Origin of the sequence: Methylomonas sp. (genome assembly GCF_023228165.1) — a bacterium.
Lineage (GTDB): Bacteria > Pseudomonadota > Gammaproteobacteria > Methylococcales > Methylomonadaceae > Methylomonas.
Window position 1 is genome coordinate 1 of record NZ_JALOBS010000048.1, and the last position, 23,810, is coordinate 23,810.

Annotated in this window: 27 protein-coding genes and 1 riboswitch; of the genes, 21 read left to right on the top strand and 6 right to left on the bottom strand. The window is 51.9% G+C overall.

Going from position 1 to position 23,810, the window contains the following annotated elements; all coding sequences use genetic code 11:
• On the top strand, nucleotides 1-386 hold a 386-nt coding region (locus M0R33_RS22470), incomplete at its 5' end, for a recombinase family protein (RefSeq protein ID WP_292574208.1).
• Between the two features lie 7 nt (nucleotides 387-393).
• Nucleotides 394-3,342 (top strand): Tn3 family transposase, encoded by a 2,949-nt coding sequence (locus tag M0R33_RS22475; RefSeq protein ID WP_292574209.1) that lies wholly within the window; start codon nucleotides 394-396, stop codon nucleotides 3,340-3,342.
• A 226-nt stretch (nucleotides 3,343-3,568) separates the two neighbouring features.
• On the opposite strand, the gene M0R33_RS22480 is transcribed toward M0R33_RS22475, so the two are convergent.
• A complete protein-coding gene (locus M0R33_RS22480) occupies nucleotides 3,569-3,844 on the bottom strand; it encodes an HU family DNA-binding protein (protein ID WP_292574210.1) in 276 nt (91 codons plus the stop codon).
• Between the two features lie 452 nt (nucleotides 3,845-4,296).
• Nucleotides 4,297-4,426, top strand: a riboswitch (cobalamin riboswitch).
• A gap of 87 nt (nucleotides 4,427-4,513) precedes the next feature.
• Between M0R33_RS22480 and M0R33_RS22485 the strand changes: the two genes are divergently transcribed.
• The 15 genes from M0R33_RS22485 to cysG all read left to right on the top strand — a co-directional run bounded on the left by M0R33_RS22485 (nucleotide 4,514) and on the right by cysG (nucleotide 16,758).
• Entirely contained in the window at nucleotides 4,514-4,690 is a 177-nt protein-coding gene (locus tag M0R33_RS22485; RefSeq protein ID WP_292574211.1) for a CbtB domain-containing protein, read from the top strand.
• Nucleotide 4,691: 1 nt separating this feature from the next.
• Nucleotides 4,692-5,342: a CbtA family protein gene (locus M0R33_RS22490; RefSeq protein WP_292574212.1), complete on the top strand. Its 651-nt coding sequence runs from the start codon at nucleotides 4,692-4,694 to the stop codon at nucleotides 5,340-5,342.
• Between the two features lie 2 nt (nucleotides 5,343-5,344).
• Nucleotides 5,345-6,643, top strand: coding sequence for a cobyrinate a,c-diamide synthase (locus M0R33_RS22495; RefSeq protein ID WP_292574213.1), 1,299 nt, complete (start codon nucleotides 5,345-5,347; stop codon nucleotides 6,641-6,643).
• The gene (cobM, locus tag M0R33_RS22500) at nucleotides 6,640-7,449 is read left to right on the top strand and encodes a precorrin-4 C(11)-methyltransferase (RefSeq protein ID WP_292574214.1); all 810 of its coding nucleotides are present in this window, start codon (nucleotides 6,640-6,642) and stop codon (nucleotides 7,447-7,449) included. Before M0R33_RS22495 ends, cobM begins: the two co-directional genes overlap by 4 nt.
• 2 nt (nucleotides 7,450-7,451) lie before the next feature.
• Complete coding sequence (locus tag M0R33_RS22505) at nucleotides 7,452-8,276, top strand: sirohydrochlorin chelatase (protein WP_292574215.1); 825 nt, start codon at nucleotides 7,452-7,454, stop codon at nucleotides 8,274-8,276.
• 6 nt (nucleotides 8,277-8,282) lie between these two features.
• Entirely contained in the window at nucleotides 8,283-8,978 is a 696-nt protein-coding gene (locus tag M0R33_RS22510; protein ID WP_292574216.1) for a precorrin-8X methylmutase, read from the top strand.
• 7 nt (nucleotides 8,979-8,985) lie between these two features.
• The gene (locus M0R33_RS22515; RefSeq protein WP_292574217.1) at nucleotides 8,986-9,282 is read left to right on the top strand and encodes a hypothetical protein; all 297 of its coding nucleotides are present in this window, start codon (nucleotides 8,986-8,988) and stop codon (nucleotides 9,280-9,282) included.
• Nucleotides 9,283-9,345: 63 nt separating this feature from the next.
• The gene (locus M0R33_RS22520) at nucleotides 9,346-10,449 is read left to right on the top strand and encodes a cobalt-precorrin-5B (C(1))-methyltransferase (RefSeq protein ID WP_292574218.1); all 1,104 of its coding nucleotides are present in this window, start codon (nucleotides 9,346-9,348) and stop codon (nucleotides 10,447-10,449) included.
• A 2-nt stretch (nucleotides 10,450-10,451) separates the two neighbouring features.
• Entirely contained in the window at nucleotides 10,452-11,759 is a 1,308-nt protein-coding gene (gene cbiE / locus M0R33_RS22525; RefSeq protein ID WP_292574219.1) for a precorrin-6y C5,15-methyltransferase (decarboxylating) subunit CbiE, read from the top strand.
• On the top strand, nucleotides 11,749-12,525 hold the full coding sequence (gene cobI, locus M0R33_RS22530) for a precorrin-2 C(20)-methyltransferase (RefSeq protein WP_292574220.1): 777 nt from the start codon (nucleotides 11,749-11,751) through the stop codon (nucleotides 12,523-12,525). Before cbiE ends, cobI begins: the two co-directional genes overlap by 11 nt.
• Nucleotides 12,518-13,252: a cobalamin biosynthesis central domain-containing protein gene (locus M0R33_RS22535; protein ID WP_292574221.1), complete on the top strand. Its 735-nt coding sequence runs from the start codon at nucleotides 12,518-12,520 to the stop codon at nucleotides 13,250-13,252. Before cobI ends, M0R33_RS22535 begins: the two co-directional genes overlap by 8 nt.
• Nucleotides 13,249-13,641: a cobalamin biosynthesis protein gene (locus tag M0R33_RS22540; RefSeq protein WP_292574222.1), complete on the top strand. Its 393-nt coding sequence runs from the start codon at nucleotides 13,249-13,251 to the stop codon at nucleotides 13,639-13,641. Before M0R33_RS22535 ends, M0R33_RS22540 begins: the two co-directional genes overlap by 4 nt.
• Complete coding sequence (cobJ, locus tag M0R33_RS22545) at nucleotides 13,638-15,002, top strand: precorrin-3B C(17)-methyltransferase (protein WP_292574223.1); 1,365 nt, start codon at nucleotides 13,638-13,640, stop codon at nucleotides 15,000-15,002. The genes M0R33_RS22540 and cobJ overlap by 4 nt, the downstream gene beginning before the upstream one ends.
• Complete coding sequence (locus M0R33_RS22550) at nucleotides 14,992-15,351, top strand: NAD(P)H-dependent oxidoreductase subunit E (protein ID WP_292574224.1); 360 nt, start codon at nucleotides 14,992-14,994, stop codon at nucleotides 15,349-15,351. Before cobJ ends, M0R33_RS22550 begins: the two co-directional genes overlap by 11 nt.
• Nucleotides 15,352-15,369: 18 nt before the next feature.
• Nucleotides 15,370-16,758, top strand: coding sequence for a siroheme synthase CysG (gene cysG / locus M0R33_RS22555; RefSeq protein ID WP_292574225.1), 1,389 nt, complete (start codon nucleotides 15,370-15,372; stop codon nucleotides 16,756-16,758).
• A 525-nt stretch (nucleotides 16,759-17,283) separates the two neighbouring features.
• On the opposite strand, the gene M0R33_RS22560 is transcribed toward cysG, so the two are convergent.
• Entirely contained in the window at nucleotides 17,284-17,886 is a 603-nt protein-coding gene (locus M0R33_RS22560) for a winged helix-turn-helix domain-containing protein (protein ID WP_292574226.1), read from the bottom strand.
• 46 nt (nucleotides 17,887-17,932) lie between these two features.
• On the opposite strand from M0R33_RS22560, the gene M0R33_RS22565 reads away from it, so the two are divergent.
• Nucleotides 17,933-18,691: a DsbA family protein gene (locus tag M0R33_RS22565; protein ID WP_292574227.1), complete on the top strand. Its 759-nt coding sequence runs from the start codon at nucleotides 17,933-17,935 to the stop codon at nucleotides 18,689-18,691.
• A 43-nt stretch (nucleotides 18,692-18,734) separates the two neighbouring features.
• Here the strand turns inward: M0R33_RS22565 and M0R33_RS22570 are convergent, their stop codons facing one another.
• The 4 genes from M0R33_RS22570 to M0R33_RS22585 form a co-directional block, all read right to left on the bottom strand.
• Nucleotides 18,735-19,244: a transglycosylase SLT domain-containing protein gene (locus tag M0R33_RS22570; RefSeq protein WP_292574228.1), complete on the bottom strand. Its 510-nt coding sequence runs from the start codon at nucleotides 19,242-19,244 to the stop codon at nucleotides 18,735-18,737.
• Nucleotides 19,245-19,512: 268 nt separating this feature from the next.
• Nucleotides 19,513-20,283, bottom strand: a complete 771-nt coding sequence (locus tag M0R33_RS22575; protein WP_292574229.1) for a TIGR03759 family integrating conjugative element protein — start codon at nucleotides 20,281-20,283, stop codon at nucleotides 19,513-19,515.
• Nucleotides 20,273-21,118, bottom strand: coding sequence for a hypothetical protein (locus M0R33_RS22580; RefSeq protein ID WP_292574230.1), 846 nt, complete (start codon nucleotides 21,116-21,118; stop codon nucleotides 20,273-20,275). Before M0R33_RS22580 ends, M0R33_RS22575 begins: the two co-directional genes overlap by 11 nt.
• Entirely contained in the window at nucleotides 21,118-21,684 is a 567-nt protein-coding gene (locus M0R33_RS22585) for a hypothetical protein (RefSeq protein WP_292574231.1), read from the bottom strand. Before M0R33_RS22585 ends, M0R33_RS22580 begins: the two co-directional genes overlap by 1 nt.
• 615 nt (nucleotides 21,685-22,299) lie before the next feature.
• On the opposite strand from M0R33_RS22585, the gene M0R33_RS22590 reads away from it, so the two are divergent.
• The 3 genes from M0R33_RS22590 (at nucleotide 22,300) to M0R33_RS22600 (ending at nucleotide 23,206) form a co-directional block, all read left to right on the top strand.
• Nucleotides 22,300-22,722: a ProQ/FinO family protein gene (locus M0R33_RS22590; protein ID WP_292574232.1), complete on the top strand. Its 423-nt coding sequence runs from the start codon at nucleotides 22,300-22,302 to the stop codon at nucleotides 22,720-22,722.
• 81 nt (nucleotides 22,723-22,803) lie between these two features.
• A complete protein-coding gene (locus tag M0R33_RS22595; RefSeq protein WP_292574233.1) occupies nucleotides 22,804-22,944 on the top strand; it encodes a hypothetical protein in 141 nt (46 codons plus the stop codon).
• Nucleotides 22,945-22,990: 46 nt separating this feature from the next.
• Entirely contained in the window at nucleotides 22,991-23,206 is a 216-nt protein-coding gene (locus tag M0R33_RS22600) for a hypothetical protein (protein ID WP_292574234.1), read from the top strand.
• Nucleotides 23,207-23,810 lie beyond the last annotated feature (604 nt).

A 23,810-nucleotide genomic window follows, 5' to 3' on the forward strand; every position in this document is an offset into this window, starting at 1 on the left:
ATAGGCTGGGCCGCTCTTTGTCCCACCTGCTTTCAATTATCAACACGCTTAAAGAAAAACAGGTTGCATTCCGTTCACTCACTGAGGGCATGGATACCACTACGCCATCAGGCGAACTGTTGTTCCACGTCTTTGGCGCTCTTGCCCAATATGAACGGGCTTTGATTAAAGAACGCGTTTTAGCGGGTCTGACTGCTGCCAGAAAACGCGGACGAATCGGCGGACGCCCGCCCGCCATTACGGGTGAAAAATTAGAAGCGATTATTGCCGCATTAAATAGCGGCATGTCTAAAGCTGCGGTCTGCCGTAACTTTGGCGTCAAGCGAACCACACTGATCGAAACGTTGGCTCGCATCGGCTGGCCTGCTTCAAATCCAAATCCATAACGGCGCGATGGACAATAGTGGCGAGAAAGATCAATGGGTACTAACACCCGCCGAACGCTCGCTGGTCATGTCCAAAAGCCGAGCAAACCGGTTAGGCTTTGCTATTCTGCTGACTTTCTTCCGCGAACGCGGCAAGTTCCCGCGCGATGAATCCGAAATCGAAACTCAAGGCATAGCCTTACTCAGTCAGCAACTGGAAGTGCCGGTGCCAATAGATGGCGAAGCCATTCTTACTGGTCGAACTGCCGAGAGGCTACGCGCTGAAATTCGAGCCCGTTTCGGTTTCCGGGAAGTCACGGTTGCCGATGCGGAAATGCTGACAACTTGGCTGCGTGATCATGTTGCCGGTGAAGTCGGCGGCGATATCGACTCGATGGTCGCACGATTGGAAGCGCGTTGCAAAGAGCTCTCGATTGAACCGCCTACACCTGATCGAATGGATCGTATTGCACGTAGTTCCTTGCGGGCGCATGAAGACCTGTTCCACAATTATGTCTATGAACGTCTTTCGCCCGAACACCGCAAGAATTTGGATGCCTTGTTACGGTCTGAGAAATTCGGTAGCGAGAATAGTGAGCAAGATGACATTACCGGCAGCGCGGCAGCCCTGTTACTAATGCTGCGTAGCAATCCTGGCCGCCCCAGCCTTGCCAGCATGCAGGATGAACTAGCGAAATTAGCGCTCATCCGGAAAATCGGATTGCCAGCTGATTTATTTGATAAGGTTTCACCGCTTGATTTGGAGCGTTGCCGCAAGCGCGTTTCTGTCGAAGTGCCCCGCGACCTGCGTAGGCATCCCGATGCCGTACGCATTACTTGGTTGGCCGCATTCGTTTACTTGCGTGCCCGCAGTTTGACCGATGATCTTGTGGACTTGCTGATCGAAACTATCCACCAGATCGGCGCACGCGCTGAGCGCAAAGTCGAACGGGAATTGTTGGAGGACCTTAAGCGTGTTTCCGGCAAACAAAACCTATTGTTCGAACTGGCTGACGCCACGTTGGCCCAGCCAGATGGTGTCGTGCGTGACGTAGTATTTCCCGTGGTCGGAGAACAGACGTTGCGTGATTTGGTAAAAGAGTGGAAAGCGACCGGACCAACTTACCGAATCACACTCCGAACCGTGATCCGTAATTCGTACAAGGGACACTATCGCCGCATGGTGCCTACTTTGCTGGCCGCGCTGGAATTTCGGTGTAACAATGACCTTCACCGTCCGGTGATGGACGCGCTTGAATTGGTAAAACATTTTGCGGACACCAAAGCTCATACCTTTCCGGTGGATGAAAATGTGCCGCTCGATGGCGTTGTGCGCGGATTATGGCGTGAAGCCGTGATGGATAAGGACGCAGCCGGACGGGATCGCATTAATCGCATCACTTATGAAATTGCGGCGCTGGAAGCGTTACGCGAACGACTGCGCTGTAAGGAAATTTGGGTAGTCGGCGCAAACCGTTACCGCAACCCCGATGAAGACCTACCCACAGATTTTAATGCGAACCGTGAAAACTACTATCAGGCGTTAAATCTGCCGCTCGACGCGGAGCAGTTCATCGCCAACTTGCAGGCCGAAATGCGCGAAGCATTAAACGCCTTCGACACTGGCCTGAAAAATAACCCCTTCGTCCGATTAAGCAGCAAGAACAACGGCTGGATAATATTAACCCCGCTGGACGCGCAGCCCGAACCGCCAAATCTGGCAACGCTCAAAGCTGAACTGAATGCCTTGTGGCCTATGACAAGTTTGCTTGATGTGGTTAAGGAAACCGATCTGCGGCTGGGTTTTACAGATGTATTGAAAACGCCAACCTCTTATGAAACGATGGATCGCTCGGTGTTGCAACCACGCTTATTATTATGTTTGCACGGTCTTGGCACCAATGCGGGTCTACAACGCATGGCCGGACTCGATTCCGGTACAACGGCAAGAGACTTGGCTTATGTACGTCGCCGTTACATTGGCGTTGACGCTACGCGGCGCGCAATTGCCATTGTCGCCGATGGTACGTTACATGCGCGTAATCCGGCTATATGGGGTAGCGGTACCACCGCCTGTGCATCCGATTCCAAGCATTTCGGCGCATGGGATCAAAACCTGACTACACAATGGCATGTTCGCTACGGTGGACGAGGCATCATGATTTACTGGCATGTCGAACGTAATTCATTGTGCATCCATTCGCAACTCAAATCGCCGTCCTCTTCGGAAGTGGCATCAATGATCGAAGGCGTTATCCATCATTGCACCGAGATGGAAGTTGACCGTCAATATGTCGATTCCCACGGACAAAGCACGGTTGCGTTTGCCTTCTGCCGATTATTGGGGTTCCAGTTATTACCCAGACTGAAAGCCATTCACGCACAAAAACTAAGTCGGCCAGATGTCGGCATGGCTGATGCCTATCCTAATCTGCAAGAAATTTTAACGAAACCTATTGATTGGGATTGCGTGCGGCAGCAATACGATCAAATGGTTAAATACACAACGGCTCTACGCCTTCGTACAGCGGAAACCGAAGCCATCTTAAGGCGTTTTACTCGAAAGAACGTTCAGCATCCGACTTACAAAGCATTTGCAGAACTCGGTAGGGCGATTAAGACTATATTTCTTTGCCGCTACTTGCATGACGAATCTTTACGCCGAGAAATCCATGAAGGCCTGAATGTGGTTGAACAATGGAATGGTGCAACTGATTTTGTGTTTTTTGCTCGTCGCGGTGAAATGTCGAGCAATCGAAGGGAAGACCACGAGATTAGCATGCTAGCTCTGCATCTCATTCAAAACTGCATGGTTTACATCAACACGTTGATGATCCAAAAGGTGTTAGCGCAGCCACACTGGCAGGGCAAGATGACAACACGAGACTACGCCGCGTTAACTCCACTGATTTGGGAGCATATTAACCCCTATGGGCGATTTGACCTTGATATGAACACCCGGCTTGACTTACCGTAATCAAAATGGCGGCTGGTGACACGACTGCTTGTTTTACCCCTGATAGTGTTGACAGCGAGCTCGACGTCTTTTTGCAGCAGGTGCGCTTGCTTGGCGGCCAGCGCACTCATCAATTCCGATTTTGTCATCTGAAATGTCGAAGGCTCGACAGTGAGTTAATCGTCGAATCATAGCGCAGTTTCAAGAGGACTTCGAGCCACTCAACGCCCTCTACCTTCAAGAGGATTTAACCGTTAACGGCGTCTTTTAGAGCCTTCCCAGCTTTAAAGCCCGGTAGTTTTGCCGCAGCAATGGTCAGTTCAGCGCCGGTTTGCGGGTTGCGACCCTGACGCTCGGCACGGTCCTTGACTTCAAAAGCGCCAAACCCTACTAACGATACTGAATCGCCGTTTTTCAAAGCGTTTTGAATGGCACTGAGGATACCATCCAGGCCTCGCCCGGCATCGGCTTTACTGAGATTCGCATGACTGGCAATGGCGTCAATAAGTTCGGATTTATACATGGTTTCCTCAAAAGGTGGGATGTAAAAAATAGGCGTTGATGATCGCAGTTTCAACATGTTCCTTCAAGCAAATCAGTCTGGAAGGCGTGTAAACCGGAACCGCAAAATTTTTGTACCAGTAGTGAATGACGGCTTTTGGACGAGATGAATTGTCGCAATCGACCCCAAGGGGACGCTCATGAAGCAGAGAAATCCTCGTGCAGAAGGTCCGCTATATAAAGAGAAGAAGACATATAGTAGACTTGAGATTTAATGCACCAATTAATCATTGATGTTCATTCACCGGTTTATCCAGCAATCACCGAAGCTGGTTTATTCTCAATTTAGTCATTTTTTACCCGCATTGCAGTGTGTTTGCTGAGTGAGGGTAGAGTCTTGGGGCTATTAGGACTGCAAGCCTGCTCCCCCATCTTCAATACATTTCATTTGCCCAATTACTAGCTGCGGCATACAATTGCCGCTTGTTTTAAGGTTCCCGCCATAGCGGGTGAAACTGGAAGTCGGTTAAATGCCGACGCTGCCCCCGCAACGGTAGGTGATTTGTCACGAGCCCGGAGACAGGCCTAAAACTGTAGTCAACAGCATTGCGGAGGGCGATCTGTCAAATCGGTTTTTTTGGTTTGTCATCCCGTGCTGTTATTCCGTTTATCAGATCCGGGAACGTTAACCATGAAAACAATCGCTGCATCCACCGCTATATCAACTTCAAAATTCCTGCCCGGCTTCAGTGCCATCGTATTGGGTCTAACCGTCATTTTAGGTTTGGGCTTTTTGCAGGATGCCAACAATTACCTACATAATGCCGCCCACGACGGACGGCACAGCGCTGCCTTTCCTTGCCATTAACATGGCTGATTTTCGTAAGCTGGTCGCCGTCTCGCTACTGGCGGGATTATTGGGCGGCTTGTTACTCAGCCTGCTGCAACACTATCAAACCCTGCCGTTGATTTTGGCCGCCGAACAGTTCGAAACGCCATCGACTGAAGAACATGTGCATGACTGGCAGCCAATGGATGGCTGGCAACGTAATGGTTTTACCCTGCTATTCAATGGCCTGACCGGCTTTGGTTTTGCCTTGTTAATCAGTGCTTCGATGTACTGGCGGGATCAACGCGGTTATCTGTATGGACTCGGCTGGGGTTTGGCAGGTTTTCTGGTGTTTTTTGTCGCGCCTTCGTTGGGATTGCCCCCGGAATTGCCCGGTACCGACAGCGCCGAATTGCACAGTCGCCAAGCGTGGTGGCTTTTTACGACCGCCGCTACCGCCATGGGTTTGTTTGGCCTGTTTTTGACCAAACAACGCTGGCTGCAAATCGGTGGTGCTAGCTTACTGGCCTTACCGCATCTGATCGGCGCACCGCATCCTGAAATTGCCCACGCCTTAGCCCCTGAAGCATTACAACAGCATTTTGTCGTACTAACGTCCATCAACAACGCCATTTTCTGGCTGACCTTGGGCGCCATATCGGGCCAATTGCTGCGCAAAGTGACGTTTTAATGATGACTGCCACTACAATTCGACATTGCCCGGCGATGTTGATTAGCGCCCCCGCCTCAGGGCAAGGCAAAACCACCATTACCGCGGCTTTGGCCTATTACCATCGCCAGCAACATCGCAAGGTGCGCGTGTTCAAAACCGGCCCGGATTTTATCGATCCGCAAATCTTGAGCTTTGCTTGCGGACAGCCGGTCTATCAGCTGGATTTATGGATGATGGGCGAAGCGCATTGCCGCGAGATGCTGTATCACGCAGCCGCCGATGCGGACATCATCTTGATTGAAGGTGTGATGGGGCTGTTCGATGGCGACAGCAGCAGCGCCGATTTAGCAGAAACACTGGATGTGCCGGTCGCCGTGGTCATCGATACTGGCGGCATGGCGCAAACCTTTGCAGCCGTGGGGTATGGATTGGCCCATTACCGGGCTAACTTGCCGTTTGCTGGCGTCATCGCCAATAAAGTCGGTAGCCTTGGTCATGCCAAACTGCTGGCAGAAGCCTTGCCCGAAAACATGCCTTTGCTGGCGGCGATGGCGAAAGACGACGCGGTCGGCTTGCCGTCGCGGCACTTAGGTTTATTGCAGGCCAATGAAATCGGCGACCTCGATCTTCGTTTGACGCGCGCAGCCGAATTACTCAGTAGCCTTGCGCCATGCCGATTGCCGGAGCCCGTCGCATTCGCGCCGATCACCGCCACAACGCCGTCACAATTGCTGGCCGGTAAACGGATTGCCATAGCCCGTGACGCCGCCTTTTCGTTTATCTATCAAGCCAATCTGGACTGTTCGCAAGCCATGGGCGCTGAGCTGAGGTTTTTTTCGCCACTGGCCGATCCGGTCTTGCCCGAGGCCGACAGCATCTACCTGCCCGGCGGCTACCCTGAATTGCATCTGCAAACATTGGCAGACAATGTCGCCATGAAACAAGCCTTGCATGCACATTATCGAGCCGGTAAACCGATTTACGCCGAATGCGGCGGCTTTTTATATTTGCTGGAGAGTTTGACCGATAAAGACGGCCATTCTGCAGCGATGGCCGGATTACTACCCGGCAGTGCACAAATGCAAAAACGACTGGTGAATCTGGGCATGCACAGCTTGCAGTTGGAACAAGGCGAAATTCGCGGCCACAGCTTTCATCATTCGCAACTGGCAACCACACTGCAGCCGTTCACTGAATCCAAGCCACAACGTAATCGCAGCCGTAGCGAACACTTTTACCGGGTGGGTTCATTGCAGGCGTCTTATCTACACACCTATTTTCCGTTCAACCCGCGGGTCACAGCTGGATTTTTTCTATGAGCGCTCACTCTATTCAGCCGAAGGTCTGGTTTGTCGGCGCAGGCCCCGGCGATCCGGATTTAATCACCGTCAAAGGCCGTGACTTAATCGGCAAAGCTGACGCCATTTTGTTCGCAGGCTCGTTAGTACAGGCCGCCGCAACGCAATGGGCACCCAGCACTTGCGAGATCAAAGATTCCAAAGACATGACCCTGGAGCAGATTACCGACTGGCTGATCGCCCAAGCCGGTCCGGGCAAAACTGTGATTCGCCTGCAAACCGGCGACCCTGGGTTGTATGGCGCGTTGATTGAAATGGTGCAACCGCTGGATGCGGCCAATATCGCCGTCGAAGTGGTGCCGGGCGTCTCGTCGGCGTTTGCCGCGATGGCTTGCGCAGTGGAAAGCCTGACCTTGCCGGAAGTCACGCAAACCGTGATTTTAACCCGCGTCGAAGGCCGCACGCCGATGCCGGACGGTGAATCCTTGCAAGAATTGGCCAGCCATCACACCACCCTGTGTCTGTTTTTATCGATTACCTTGTTGCCCACGATCGAACGTGAATTAAAAGCCGCCGGTTGGGCGGATGATGCCCCGGTTTTGGTGGTCCACAAAGCCAGCTGGCCGAACGAACAACAGATTATCCGCGGCACCCTGGTCGATATTCGCGAACGCTGCCGGGTCGCCAAAATCAACAGTCAGGCCATGATCGTGATCAGCCCCACCTTGGGGGCGCGGCATTGGCCCGAGTTAAAAAAATCCAAACTTTATGATGCCGGTTTTACCCATCGTTTTCGCCGTGCCGAGCGGCCTCAGTCTAAGGAATAAGCATGACAACCACCGTTCTCTTGGTCGGCCACGGTTCGCGCAATCAGGCAGGCAATCAAGAAATTCAAACCTTCCAGCAGCAATGGCAGGCGCAACACCCCGACTGGCGCATTGATTTGTGCTATATCGAATTGGCCGATGTACTGTTGCCTGAAGGTCTTCAACGCGCCGCGCAAGGCTCCAGCCGCGTGATTGTGGTTCCGCTGATCATCAGTGCCGCCGGGCATGTGAAAATGGAGATTCCCGAACATATCGAGGAAGCCCGCGAAAAATTTCCAAGCGTCGAATTCATCTACGCCCCGCATCTGGGCAGCAATGAAACTCTGCTGGCCGTGCTGCAAAATCAACTGAAAAGCGCGCTGAAAACCCTGGCCATGCCGGACCCAAAAACCACCGGCGTGATCATTTTGGGACGTGGTTCATCGGACAAAGTCGCCAACGGTGAATTGGCAAAATTAGCCCGTTGGCTGTTTGAAACTACCGAGCATGAACTAGTCGACATCGCCTTTACCGGCATTACCCATCCGCGCCTGGAAACCGCCGTGCAACGTCAAGTGCGACTGGGCATGACGCAGATTGCGATATTGCCTTATTATCTGTTCACTGGCTTGCTGATCGAGCGCATCGGCAAACAGCTTGAACGCTTGCAAAGCCAATATCCGCAGATTGCGTTCGGTGCCGGCAGTTATTTTGGTTTTGATCCGGCGATTTTTAAATTGCTCGATCAACGGGTTAGCGAAGCTAGCGACCCGGTCGCGCCGAAAATGCTGGAATGCGACGGCTGCCAATACCGCGAGCAAGCCGAACATCATCACCACCATCATTGATCCGCTATGAGCCAAAACATTCAAACCGAACAACTCACCCAGGCCGGACAACAGATCGAGCACGATTCTTTTGCCATCGTCGACCGCGAAGTGGGCGAGCACCCTTATTCAGATGGGCAATGGCAAGTGGTGCGCAGGATGATCCATGCCACCGCGGATTTTGAATTCAACGGCCTGACCGAGTTTTCCGCTCAGGCCATTGAAGGTGGAATTCAAGCGATTTTAAACGGTGCGCCGATAGTCGCCGACGTGGAAATGATTTGCGTCGGCTTATCCCAGCCGCGTCTGGCGCACTTTGGTATTAGTGCCCGCCAGTTCATCGCCGATGCCGATGTCATAGCCGCTGCCAAACAAGTCAACAGCACCCGCGCGGTGCAAGCCATGCGTAAAGCGCACCGCCTGGGTTTAATCGATGGCGGCATCGTCGCGGTCGGCAATGCACCGACCGCGTTGTTGGACGTATTGCGGATGATTAAAGAAGACGGCATCAAACCGGCGCTAATCGTCGGCATGCCGGTCGGCTTTGTCTCGGCAGCGGAATCCAAGGATTTACTCGCCGAATTAGCCGGTGTGCCCTGGATTATTAGCCGTGGTCGTAAAGGGGGCTCGACGCTGGTGGTGGCGGCGATACATGCGTTGTTGAGTTTGGCAGAGAGCAGACAAAAAATGGTTGAATGCAGTATTCCAGCCTTCCAGCATTAAGTGAGATATGACTACGAAATACATACTTGAATTGTGCGACACATCTGGAGAACATAAGCCCATCGTTCGTCTTGAGTCCCAAACGCCATTTATGGCTGTGAATATTGGAGATCGTTTTGACGATGTCGGTTGGGAGCGGCTGGATGATGTCGGCATTCTCTATTCGATAGAAAAGCCGAAGCGTTATACCGTGCATTCAATAAAACATCTTGTATTTCCAAATTCAGGAGGGCTTGCCGTGAAGTATTGTCTAAATTTAGAGCCTTACTCTGGTCCAAGCTCTCCTGTTTGGGGTAACGATTAATATGTGCTATTCCCATCTTCAAGCCGGAAACTACGATGAAGGTTATCGTCTCAGTTAGATGCCATGAATATTCCTGATCGCAAACCCAAAGGCACCCGCAAAGGCTACACCACTGGCGCCTGTTCGGCGGCGGCCGTGCGGGCGGCTGTTCGCGGCTTGCTGGACGGTGTAGTGCCGAACAGCATCGACTGCTTGTTGCCCAACGGCCAAAACGTGGTGTTTAAGGTTTTGGACGGCATCGTACAAAACGGCACCGCCCGGGCGGTGATAGAAAAAGACGCCGGCGATGATCCGGACTGCACCAATCACGCCCGACTGACAGCGGATGTCATTTGGATAGAACTACCGGACACTATAGTATTACAAGGCGGCACAGGTATCGGCCAAATCACTCGCCCTGGTTTAGGGCTTGCCGTTGGCGGCCCGGCTATCAATCCGGTTCCGCGTAAAAACATCGAAGATAACATCCGCTTGATCGCCGCCGAAGCCCTAAAAACCAGAGGCTTGCAAGTCACAATCTCCGTGCCGGGTGGCGAAGAGATGGCAAAAAAAACCCTGAACTATCGTTTGGGTATTATCGGCGGCATTTCCATTTTAGGTACCACCGGCATTGTCCATCCGTATTCCACGGCGGCATTTCGGGCTAGCGTGGTGCAAGGTGTGGAAGTGGCGGCCAATCAGGGGCAGGCTAGCGTGGTACTGACCACCGGTGGCCGCACCGAGAAATTCGTGATGCGCGAATTGCCCGAGCTGGATGAAAGCTGTTTCGTGCAAATGGGTGACTTTCTGACCCCGGCGCTGGACGCCGCCGACCGTTGCGGCATTCAAAACATCATCATCGGTGGCATGGTCGGCAAGCTGACCAAAATGGCCCAAGGTGAAACCATTACGCACGCCGGTCGCGCACCGGTCGATGTAGAACTGGTGGCCGACATTGCCCGCAGCATCGGCGCACCGGCTGATGTGTGTGACGCCATCGCCGCGCAGGAAACAGCCCGTTACGCATCCGAATGCATGGCTGAACTGGGGCTTGAACACGCATTTCACGTCGAACTGGCCAGGCGGGTGATCGCCACGCTGGAAAGTCGTTATCCCGGCCGTTTTCACATCAGTGTGTTGGTGTGCGATTTCGATGGCAACAAACTGGCCGAAGCCGGAAGGAATTGATCATGCAAGCGATGTGCAGTTTTATCGGCGTACTCGATAACGGCGCCGCCAGCCTGAGTCAGGAGGCCTTGCAGGTATTACGCGAAGCCAAACATGTCATCGCCGGTAGCCGTCTGCTGGAAATCATGTCTGACGATATTGCACAGGCCCAACAGTACAACTTAACCGGGCAACTCAAACAAGTGCCGGACTGGATCAATGCCGCATTGGCACAAAATGAAGCCGTAGCCGTACTGGCGACCGGCGATCCCTTGTGTCACGGTATCGCCGGGTTTTTGGCTGGCAAGCTGGAGCCAACGCGCGTGCGCATTCTGCCCAATCTGAGCACCCTACAATTAGCTTTTGCCGCGTTGAAATTGTCTTGGCAAACCGCTGACATCGTTTCCGTGCACAGCAAGGATGTCGGCGAATGGATACGTGGGGCTACGCCCAATCACGGCTTGTACGAATTGGCTCAGCGCTGTCGCCAACACGATTTACTGGCAATTTTGACCAGCCCGGACAACACGCCGGCGCGCATCGCCCGTTTATTGCAAATCGAAGGCATGGCCGATGCGTTCGAGATGGCGATTGCCGAAGCCCTAAAACAACCGGAACAGCGGGTCAGCGCCTGGCTGAACATCGTTGAGGTGGCTCAAAGCAGTTATCTCGATCCCAACGTCGTTATTCTGAAACGTAAAACCGCTGTGCCCGCACCGGTACTGTTTGGCGTCAGCGACGACCGGTTTCAGCAGCGCAAGCCGGAAAAAGGCCTGATCACCAAACGCGAAGTGCGCGCGGTATCGTTGGCGAGGATGCAATTGACGCGCCGCAGCATTGTCTGGGACATCGGCGCCGGCTCAGGTTCGGTCGGACTGGAGGCGGCGCGGCTGTGTCCGGAGGGTCATGTATTTGCCATCGAAAAAAACGCCGAGGATATTGCCAATGTCGAACAGAATCAGGCTGCCTGGGGTATCAGCAATTACAGCGTCGTGCAAGGCAAGGCGCCGCAATTTCTCGACACCTGGCCCGATCCAGATGCGGTATTCATCGGTGGTTCCGGCGGGGAATTGGTGGAACTGATCGCCTTATGTTTAGGGCGTTTGCGCCCGGCGGGTTGGCTGGTGATGAACTTCGTCACACTGGAAAATTTATCAACCGCCGTCGACACCCTGAAACAACTCGGCGCAGACTGGGACGTCTGTCAGATTCAAGCCTCGCGCAGTAGCCCGATTTTGCACATGCATCGCTTACAGGCCGAAAACCCGGTCTGGATCGTGTCGGCCAGCCATTCTTTACAACCCATATCAAGCGGTCACGATGAACACTAAACTCGGCACGCTCTACGGCGTCTCGCTCGGCCCCGGCGACCCTGGCCTGATTACCCGCCGCGCCTGGGAATTACTCGCAGGCAATGGCCATTGGACTTATCCGGTGCGCAAGAAAAACAGCGACAGTTATGCGCTGGACATCGCCTTGCGCGCCGGTCTTGAGCTGCCACAAGAACATACTGCGCTGCATTTTCCGATGACTCACGATGCCGAGATTCTGGCTCGTTACTGGCTGGAAGCGGCACAAACCGTATTGGCGATATTGCAGAGCGGCAAGGATGTGCTGTTTTTGGTGGAAGGCGACGCCTCGACCTATTCCACCTTCGGTCATTTGCAACGTAGCGTCCGCGCCTTGCAAGCGGAAGTCGCCGTGGAAGTAGTGCCGGGGGTGTCGTCGTTTCATGCCGCCGCCGCGCGGGCGGGTGAACCCTTGGCCGATGTTGACGATACTATCGCCATTATCCCCGCCGGATATGGCATTGATCAAATTGAACGCCTGCTCGAAGATTTCGATACCTTGGTGTTGCTCAAGGTCAAACCCTTGCTGGACGATGTCATCGATTTGCTGCGTCGTCGTGACTTGCTCGACCAAGGCTGGTTTATCGAAAAAGCCGGTTCTCCCGAAGAGCGCATGGTGCATGACCTCGCCAGCCTGTATGGGCAAAAGGTCAATTACTTATCTTTACTGATTATCAAAAATCCAGGCCGTCAGCGTTCAGAAATACAACGCGGCTGTCGCAAAAAAAAGGACATTTCCGATGACTGAAGTACGTGTCGCCCTGGTGGCGATTACCAAACATGGCGCCGGTATTGCCTCTCGGCTAGCACCACAACTCCCCGACGCGGAGGTGGTGGTGTCGGAGAAACAAGCCGAGCATTTGGGTGATTTTACTAACCGCCGCCGCGTGTATCAGGGGGCATTGAGCGCACAAATCGGCGAGCTGTTCGCGGCTTACGATCAGCTGATTTTTTTGGTGTCACTGGGCGCGGTGGTACGGCTGATTGCGCCGCATCTTAAATCTAAAGATGAAGACCCCGGTGTATTGGTGATCGACGATGCTGCCGAATTTGTAATCCCGGTACTGTCCGGTCATGTCGGCGGCGCCAATGCTTATGCGGAAAAGGTCGCGGCATTGCTGGGCGCCACGCCGGTGCTGACCACCGCATCGGATGTGGGCAAAACCATTCCTGTCGATATTTTGGGCCGTGAGTTGGGCTGGCAAGTGGAAGCACCCAAAATCAACATTACCCGCGTATCGGCGGACGTGGTTAATCAATTGCCGATTGCTTTTGTGCAGGAAGCGGGGGCGAAAAACTGGTGGATGCGACCGACGCCGCTGCCGAGCAATATTCATGTGTTCGAATGCTTTGAAGATGTCGATACCAAAAAATACAACTCGATTTTGTGGGTGACTCATCGGGAGATCGGCCCCGCTATTTGGCAACAGTTTGAGGAAAGACTGGTGGTGTATCGGCCACCTTTAGAACAATGAAAGTGATGGTTGGCATCGGCTGTGACCGTAACGCCAGTCTGACCACCTTGCAACAGGCGCTGACCTTGGCTTTGCAACAATGTGGACTGGACGAGACCGCCGTTGTGGGCTTGGCCAGCATTGATAAAAAAAACGACGAAGCAGCCTTGTTACAACTGGCCCAAATATACGATTGGCCGTTGTATTTTTACCCGGCTGAGACACTGGCCACCATCCCGGTACCGAATCCATCCGAGGTCGTCATGAAATACATGGGTACTCCGGCCGTCGCTGAAGCGGCCGCTTTGAAAGCGGCCAATGCCGAGTTGTCGGATTTACTGGTCGAGAAACATAAATATTGCGGTGCGGACGGCAAGAATGCCACCGTTTCGATAGCGAGAATCAAATGACAACAGCAGGAAAAATTTTACTGGTGGGCATCGGCCCCGGCGCGCATGAGCACATGACTGCTCGCGCTCGCCAAGCAATTGCGGAAGCGGACGTGGTGATTGGTTACAGCACCTACATCAAACTGGTGCAAGACTTGCTCGATGGCAAGGAAGTCATCAAAAAAGGTATGACCGAAGAACTGGATCGTAGTATCGAAGCCTACGAACATGCCAAGCAGGGCAAGATCGTCGCCATGGTGTCGTCCGGCGATATCGGTGTTTACGGCATGGCCGGCCCAACCTACGAATTGCTGTTGGAAAGTGGCTGGACACCGGACGATCCAATTCAAGTGGAAGTGGTGCCCGGTAGCACCGCGTTGTCGAGTTGCGCCTCGCTGGTCGGGGCACCGCTGACGCATGATTTTTGCTCGATCTCGCTGTCCGACTTACTGACGCCTTGGCCGGTGATCGCCCGCCGCCTGGAAAGCGCGGCGCGCGGTGATTTCGTGGTGGCCTTGTACAACCCGAAAAGCGGCCGTCGCACTCAGCATATCGTTGAAGCGCAAAATATATTGCTGCGTCATCGTAGTCCGGATACGCCGGTCGCCATCGTCAAATCCGGTTATCGCGCTCGGCAACATATCCAGATTGTCCATTTGGCGGAGATGGCTGATTGCGACATTGGCATGTTGACCACGGTCTTGGTCGGCAACAGCAGCACCTTTGTCCGTGCAGGGTTGATGGTGACGCCGCGAGGTTATGCCAACAAATACGATGCGATGACGGGCGAGACGCGGGATGGCGAACAGGCCGGGCGTTCGCTGAGCATGGGCTTGGAGGGCTGGAAAGGCTGTGTCCGCCAGTACTTGCGCGATACGCCCAAGGTGACCTTACAACAGGCGGCGGAATACTTCGCGCAACCGTTAGCGGAAATTCTCGATGCTGTCGGCAAGGCCACGCTTGACGATCAGGCGGGCATTTTCTGCGCGCAACGCGCAGCCCAGGATAGTCATGATCGTTTACTAGCCGCATTCCAGAGTTGGGGCAAACTGCGCGCTGTGGTACGTAGCGAAGGTGGCGCGGTGGCGGAGTTATTGATCAACGGCACTGATTTGCAGGAAAAAAACGGCTGGCTGAGCATCGTCAACGACGCCTTTCATTTACACATCGACTGGCGTAAGGCCCGGCAAATCTGGTTTGTCAGCCGAGAGAATAAAGCGCATGGCATTCAAGTGCTCGATCAGCAAGGCGACGTCTTATTCAATTTATGGTTAGTTGCTGACGAAACAGGCTTCGACAGCGCAGCTCTACAGCATTACCGCGAAGACCAAGCGCAATTTAGCGCCTCAACCGCTCTGGAACCAATTCACCATGACCGATAACAACACTCCCATGCCTGAAAAACCCAAAATGGGCGACTACAAACGCCACTTGCTGGTGTGTACCGGCCCACGCTGCACCGAAAATGGCGAAGCACAAGTCTTGTTTGAAACCCTGGGGGAGAAGTTCAAAGCAGCCGGTATCGACAAAGGCGAACTGCGGGTCAAGCGTACCCGCACCCACTGTTTCGCCACTTGCAAATCCGGACCTATTATGTGCGTACAACCTGATGGCATCTGGTATTACAACGTTAACGAGGCTAATTTGCAGCGCATTATCGAAGAGCATCTGGTGGGCGGCCGACCTGTCGAAGAGCTGATTTATCATGGAAGTGCTTGCGTCGCTCCATAGCAGTAAAACAAAACCGTTATGGAATATTTCCCCCTTTTCTTAAAAGTTAAAGACCAAACGTGCTTGGTGGTAGGCGCTGGTGAAATCGCGGCGCGAAAAATTGAATTATTGATCCGGGCTGGAGCCAACATTGTCGTCGTTGCTACAGAAATTGGTAACGCGGTATCCGCGTTGCAACGTTCGAATCCAATCGTTATCCGCCAAAAAGCATTTACGGATGAGGATATCGACGGTATGGGACTCGTGGTTTCCGCTACCAATTGCCGCGTCACTAATATCGAGGTCTCCAAGTTGGCGAATCAGCGGAAAATCCCCGTTAACGTGGTTGATGATCCGGCGTTATGTTCCTTTATTTTCCCAGCCATTATTGACCGTTCGCCCCTACTTATCGCTATATCCTCAAGTGGTGTATCTCCCGTATTAACGCGACTTTTACGCGCTAGGGTAGAAAGTGCAATTCCGGCATCGTTTGGCCTGTTGGTGAAGCTTGCTGAGAAATTCAAATTATTGGTCAAACAACGCATTCCACAACCGACTCAACGCAGGGTTTTCTGGGAAAAGATTTTACAAGGCCCTGTGGCTGAATTAGTTTTTGTAGGTAAGCAGAGCGAAGCGGAAGAACTGTTTCAGTCGCAACTGCGGCAGGTTGACCCTACAGCAAATCAGGGTGAAGTGTATTTAATAGGTGCCGGTCCTGGCGACCCGGATTTATTAACGTTTAAAGCCTTGCGTTTGCTGCAACAGGCCGATGTTATTGTTTATGACCGGCTGGTTTCTATAGACGTTCTCGACATGGCTCGACGAGACGCCGAGAAAATCTATGTCGGTAAACAGCGAGATAACCATAGCCTACCGCAGGAGTCGATCAATCAACTGTTAATTGATTTAGCCTTGGCCGGCAAACGGGTCGCCCGATTAAAGGGTGGCGACCCTTTTATTTTTGGTCGTGGGGGTGAAGAAATTGAGTCCTTGATACAACTCGGGATCCGCTTTCAGGTCGTGCCCGGCATTACGGCGGCGGCAGGTTGTGCCAGTTATGCGGGCATTCCGCTGACCCATCGAGACCATGCTCAATCCTGTACATTTGTCACCGGCCACTTAAAAGACGGCAGCATCAATCTCGACTGGCAGCAATTATCTCGTCCCAATCAAACCGTTGTGATTTATATGGGGCTGGCCGGATTGGCAACCATCTGCCGATCGCTGATGGCACACGGTTGTCCGGCCGATCATCCCATTGCCGTCATTCAACAAGGTACGACTCGAAACCAGCGGGTTTTAACCGGAACGCTAGTGGATATGCCCAGTCGTGTGGAACAGGCCGAGATGACGCCGCCGACGCTGATTATTGTCGGTTCTGTAGTTACACTCCATCAACAATTGGACTGGTTTCAGATGAACTTATAAACGCCAGCTCTTTGCATTGATTATCTTTGGGAGGCTATCAAATTTTGAATTGATCGGTGGTTTAGCTTGAAATAAGCGCAAGAGCGTTCGTCATTACTAATCCTTACCGTTTCGAGGAACGGCAAAAAATAGGCAATATGTTGATACTGAGTGTCAGAATAAGCTTATGAAGCAGACATCCGGTAGAAAAACCTTGATGGTCCGGTTGTGGCCGGATCGAGCCAAAGAGGACTCAAGGTTGCTTGCCGAAAAGCTGCCATTCGCTGAACTTAGGGATGGAAAATTTCGCCAGCATCCTCAGCGGCCGGTCGTGACTGTCTCTAAATGACCGAAACAATAAATTGGCTAATTTCTGCAAGCCAATCAGTTTTAGCCCATTCCCCCCATCAAATCCATAGCACAAAACGCCTGTAATCTGATTTAGTTGTTTCTGGCGACACCGCTAACGCCCGATCATAAGTGCCATCCTGTTCTAGGTAACAATGACGAACTATTGGGTCATGTTTCGCCCACCTGCAAGCCAAGCTATTCTTTCAAGGCTATCGTCTCAGCTCGGTCAACAATACTCAGTGTGATTTTATCTTCCTGGGCCAACCAGCCGATACTGCGTTGGATGATTTTTTCTTCTTCCGGTAGTTCCTTAATTAATTTTGCCACCGAGGTAGCGCCGTTTGCCGCTAGATAATGCCAAATGCTGCCAGCGGTTAAACCGGTGCGTTCTTGTGCGGATATTTCCGGCGTTGCTGCGACAGGTTCTGGCACAACGGTTTCAGGCTTTTTCGGGGCTTTTTTAGCGGGGCTGAGTTTTTTAGGGGTGACTTTGCTAACTTGCGGCTGTTCGGCTTTGGGGGTGGAAGTGATGGTCGCTGCGAACGTTTCAGCTTGGGGTTTAGTCGCTTCGACCACTGGAGTTTGTTCAGTCTGGGCTTTGGTCGCGACCTCTGGGGATTTTTTCGGGGTTTTCTGTGCGGTAGTGGTTTTTTTAACGGTGGTTTTACTGGCTACTGCCGTTGCAGGTTGTTCTGCTTTGGCTGGAGTAGATGTCGGCTTTTCAGGGGTGATTTTGGGCGTTTTTGTCATGAGATAAACCAGTGTAAGGATAAAAAGGACTAGTAACACGTCAGTCATGGAGGCTCTCCATTCAGTTAGCTGAATAGTAGCCGAGTTTTGCCTGATGGATGACAGCAAATCGTTGAAGCTATCGGTGTTTGATCAGCCTGCATCTGATCATGATGCTAGCGCTGGCGTCAATGCCGTGCCTACAATGACCGTCTTCGGTTTTCTATCTTGCGCTAAATTCATGAATACACTGATGCCGGCACCGCGTTTGTTTTATATCCATGACCCGATGTGTAGCTGGTGCTATGCCTTCAGTGCTAGCTTACAGGCTTTACAACAAGACTTGCCTGCCTCTATCGAGTTTGTGTATTTGCTGGGCGGTTTGGCGCCGGATACCAGCACACCGATGCCGATTGAAATGCAGCAGGCAATTCAACAGACTTGGCGGCGTATCGAAACTAGGGTGCCAGGTGTTATGTTTAATTTTGATTTCTGGCGTTTGAACACGCCGGTGCGATCAACCTATCCGGCTTGCCGGGCGCTATTAGCGGCCAGGCGGCAAGGTGCTGACTATGAGACTCGGCTGCTACGCGCCATTCAGTTGGCTTATTACCAGCAGGCCAGAAATCCATCGCTGATCCCTACCCTGCAAGCCTGTGCGGCTGAAATCGGTTTGGATTGCGTTGCCTTTAACCAAGATCTACTCAGTCCGGCAATAGCGGTTGAGTTAGCGCAGGAGATTCAATCGGCACGCGCTATGGGCGTTTCTGCGTATCCCACCTTGCGTTTAGTGCAGGGTGGTAAACAGATCAGCATTAATATTGATTATGTCGATCATCAGAACATGCTGGCTGAGATAGCCCGTGGCCTGTAAAGCACAGGTATTGTTCAAAACTACCGCAGGGCGATAGGCATGATTACCGGCTTTGTAAGTGCGTCATGCGTTTGAATACGCGTTGCGCATACCTTTGGGCACGTTGCTGCTGCTTAGGTTTTGTGCCGGGTGAATGATAACGTCCAATGGCGGTTTTCCAGGTGCCGGTTTTTTGATATTCGCGTTTAAGTATCCGGGCGCCGGTGCGTGTATTGTGGAATGGCTCCAGTGCTTGCCAGGGAGAGCCCAATTGTTGCCGGTGATAACGCCAATTGACTTGCATGATGCCGACATCGATTAAATCGATGCCTTGTTGTAGATACGTCGTCAGACCTTGCCAAGCGGCCCACCGGGTCCGATAGCGTATCGGTTTGCCGGCCACATTCAGCGTCCAGGGCCAGGGCCGCAGCTTGCCGCTGCGCAGTTTTTGCCCACTTTCGGTGATGGCGATGCTATACAGCACGGAGGGTGGCAGCTTATGTTCAGCGGCGATGTGTTGATAAGTGACCGGTATGGTTTCCTTGACCGCGCTCTTGGCCACACTGGGTGGCATCCATCCACAAAGTAAGACCACCATCACTGCGTTAAAAGGGTTTAGGTTTAGACATGGACTTAGGCTCGGGTATAAGGATGGAGTTTTAGAAACTATCGTCGTCATCGGCATAACCTAGCTCTCGGTGATTTGTTGCGTTTTCCTATGTCTTACTCTGAAAGTCATGGCCAAGCGGCTTTCATTTGCCGGGGTGATGCAGTGTTTTCATGATCGTTAATCTGATTTTCTTTGCTTTGATTTGCGCTGATCGAGAATTTTCGGCAGCCGCTTATAACCTCAGATCTTCTAGCGTTTGACCTGAGAGTTTAAAGACTTGCGGCATAGTTCCGACCAGCTGCTGAGTCACTTTAAAAAAGTTGCCCTGATCATGGTTCAAGGTAATCAAGCCCTGCTTTAAGCGGGCGCTGTCGAGTGGCTGTTGTTTCGCCCACTGCTGGATCAAGCCATCATCCCGTTGCGGTTGGGTATCAACAAAGTACAGATCGATCTGTTGGGTTTTGAATGCCGGCTGCTGTAGCAGGCGCTGCACCAGCGTTTCACAGGCCGGGCAGTGTTTGATTTGTAAGAACACCAATAACCGTTCGCCAGAGGCTAAGGTTGGTTTGGCCGGTGTATTGGATTTTAAGCGGGCCAGATCGATTAGCGGTTCGTTGGGATATAAGGTTTGAAAGGCTTCCGCATAGGCTTGTTGAAAGGCCAGGATCCGTTCGGCGTCGTCATGACGCATTCTGGCCCAGATTTCGGCATAACGCCGGCGTTCCTGATTGGTTCGGGCATGGGTGCCCAACACTTCGATCGGTGAAATACTGGCCGGACTGATGCTACCGCGGATGCCTTGCATCAGGCTTTTATAACGGCTCCATTCATCCACTGACAACGACCAGTTTTGTCGGCGTAGTGTGTCTTCGGCAACGGGCTGGGCTTGCGATTCGGTATAGTTGACTGGCTTGGTCTGAGATTCGGTTGCCTGCGCCGGCTGTTGAAGTCTGATGAGCGGCACTACAACGCTGATAATCAATAGCAAACGTTTAGTCGCCATCTGGTCGGCCATGCTGGCGGTTGACGTTAGAGGTGATCGACAAGGTTTGCGAGTGACCCTGCGGGTTTTTAACCGTCAGCGTCTGGCTATCGCGGTTAATGGAATCGATGTGCCAGTCCAGCAGGGTTTGCCCGGTGGTTTTTTCGAACCACTGGCCGTTATGCCGCAATACGGCATACGCCTGATCGCCCCATTGATCGATACTCACCAGATCAAAGGGTACTTTTAGTTTGACCCGGCGTTTTTGATGTTTAGCTGACTTAGATTTTGGCCGCTTGACTGGCTTGGTTTTGGCGACGGTGTTTTGCTTTAACAGCGCTTCCAGGTGTTCCAGTTTCGTAGTCTGTGCGGTCAGTTGCTGCTGTACTGTACGCATTAAATCAGTTTGTTGGCTTTGCCAGGCTTCGTATTGACTGATCTGATCTGCCAACGCTGTTTTCAACAGAGTGATGGCCTGAGTCAGTGCAGCTATTTGTTGATTTGCTGCTGCAAATGGACGGTTTTTGTTGACCATTACAGTTTGTATGTCAACTGCGGCAGGACTATCTGGATCTTCAGGGGCTTCAGTAGGAAGTATCACCACTGGAATTGTTGATGCTGTCTCTAAATCGTTGCCCGGCTTAACTTGATCGTCGACCTGTGTCTCAACATCCAACATGGATTTTGGCTTGGGAGGATCAATATGGGTCATGCCGACCCAGAACAATAGCATCACCAATAATGCAGCTAATCCCCCGCCAGCAAGTTTTAGCCAGTGCGGCGCGGAACGCCATTCGCGGTGCACTGTGTCCAGCTCGACATTATTTGAAGCCTCTGTTTCTGGTTCGAGATTCATCACAGCCCTCCCCGGTTTTCAGTGATAGGGCTGAAACGTATCAACCGCTTGATCGGCTCGTCCTGCAGCACAAAGCACGGGGTGACCAGTAGCGTCAGTGCGTCTTTTAATGGCATGGGACCAAGTTTTCGATGCACTGCCGGCAGCGGCTTGGTTAATAATTCAACCACTTCGGCTTGCACGGGGGCGTCTAATTCATAACCGCTGCGCCGCAATAGAAAGCGTATGGCTTGTTCGATGCTGATGCAGGCCTCCGGTATTGTCACATCGATGATCACATCCAAAGGATACCGTTGAGCCTGTAGCGGTGTTGCTGTAACGGCACTGTAGCGGCCGGCTTGAACAATCAGTGCTGCTCGGTTGGCAGTACTTTTCTGGTAAATGGGTAGCAACTTAGCCTCTGCAGCGGCTTGAGGATTGTGGTTTGGATCAATTCGGCTGCCCTTGCTGTCTTCAGAGGCAATAAGACTGTTTTGCTCAGATTTTATCGGCGTGCAGCCAGCTAACGTCACTAAAAGGATTGGCAGTACAATCAACACAGCAGGCTGGAGGGCGTTTGGATTCATGATGACTCGCTCAAAATGGTCGGGAACGCTCTTGCTAGGCGTTCGCTATCCGTGATTTTTGCGAGAAAGTCTGCCGAGTTGGCGCTGGAATTTGAAGCTAAAACCCTGATTAGCCTGGCGACGGTTTTAGCCAATTATTGCGCTGCCAGCCAATTTGATAAAGTCGTTACGCCTTTTCAGGATAAGCCCTTTCCCGTTAATCCCCCCTTCCCTTCCGGCCTTTTTAGCCTTTTTCCGTTAGCGTTTTTCTTTACCCGTTGATCATTTTCCCTGGTTGCAATCGATTTGTCCTGGCATAAGCCTTTTGCACATAAGCCAACCAAACGCGCAAACGTACTGGCTACGTTGAAACCCACGTTACAAGTGGTTTTTAAGCGACGTCCGTGGCGTGATTTTGTAATGTCATGATGGATCAGGAGCTTAAAATGGGAGGTCAATATGGCGGTTTGCTAAACAATTATTTTTGATTAGCCAAAATATTCAGATAATCGATGGTTTCATCAGCCCGGTAAAATCATCACAGTAGTCTCACCCTTGCTGCGCAACAGATACTTTGCCTATTGCCAGTGGCCTCGGTAAGCTAACGATCAACTTCCCAATTTTTAAACATTGACCATGGCATTTGAACAACTCGCTGCTTTAAAAGAACAATTAACCAGGCAGGCTGCTGAAAAAGAAGCTATTCAGCAAGAAGCTGAAAATCCCAACAGGCCGCCGGTTGATCCTGTCGTGAAACATATTGGTCTGCTGCAAAAATATTTCCCGCTGGCGTTTCCGAAAAAACCGGCGGCTAAAATGCCGTTAAAAATCGGCATCCATAAAGACCTAGTGGCGCATGCCGAACAGCTTGAGCTTTCAGCCATCGAGATTCGCGCGGCGTTGAAAAAATGGTGTCAGGGTAAACGCTACAACGAATGCATGGTTGCGGGTGCTGCCAGAGTCAATTTACACGGCCATGCAGCGGGATTCGTTTCCAAAGAAGAAGCCAGCTTCGCGGATAAGCGTAAGCCTCAGCAGCAAGACTCTGCGCCTGTTTGATGTTGGCCTTGTTGGATATTGCAATATTGTTACTAGCCTTTTCGTGCCTAATTTTCCGCTTGACAGCGTCGGAGTTGCGCTATGCCCATCAATCCTTTGCCTGGTTTGAAATCTATGTCTGACGGCTCAGTTCATCGAAAAAAATGTCGATTGGCAATTTACGGCTACATCTGGTTGGTGATGGATACCAAAGGCAATATGATTGGTTTACACTCAATGTAAGTCGGTTATAACGCCTTATTTATTTTTTACCCAGCCCTAGCACACTATGAGGTTAAAAGAAAAACAGGTTGAAGTAGGTTTTTTATATTTCACGATAGCCCATCAATATCGTGCGGTACTGGCAATGAAAGGTGGATTTTTGATTTATGCGCCGAGTTCGGAAGGGATGCAACCCTTAAGTCCGAGTTGTACAAAAATGCCATTTGAAAACTCACCCTTCAAAAAAAGCCAAATCGTGACCTTTGCTAAAAAGGATTATTAGGCATTTGAGTTTAATGGCACGGAAGCTATTAAACATCAATCGGACGAACGACAACTAACCGAAACCATAGCGCAGTGTAATGCCAAGTCAACGATGACTGCGCTGTTGGCGGAATAAAACCGTTACTACAAAGGTTTCTAAGTTCAATGCTACAGGACAATAATCCAATGACGTTATTCATCACAACAGCATCATGCCACCGGAGTAATTGATGGCCACAAAATGGTTATTCACGACTTTATTGCTGTTCGCAACAAAGGGCTTTGCAGCCATAGGAGATGGTGACTAGTTTGATTTTCTGCCCATCCCAGGCGAATTCTGCAATCCTGAGAGCGATCAAAAGCAGCGGGACCTGTTCAAAAGGTACCCCGAGGACGAAGGAATTATCAACTTGTACGCGCAGTATTTAGGCTTATGCCGATTGGTACAAGACGGCAGCATTACGGAACAGACCGCCAGCGTTTTATGGGCGGAGCAGCGAAACCGCCTTATTGAAAATCGCAAGTAACAAGTTGCGTTAACTCAATAGCTTCGATGGGGCATATTACAATAGCTGACACTCACAAGGTAAACGCTTCACGTCGCCTGACAGAGCAAGTTCGGC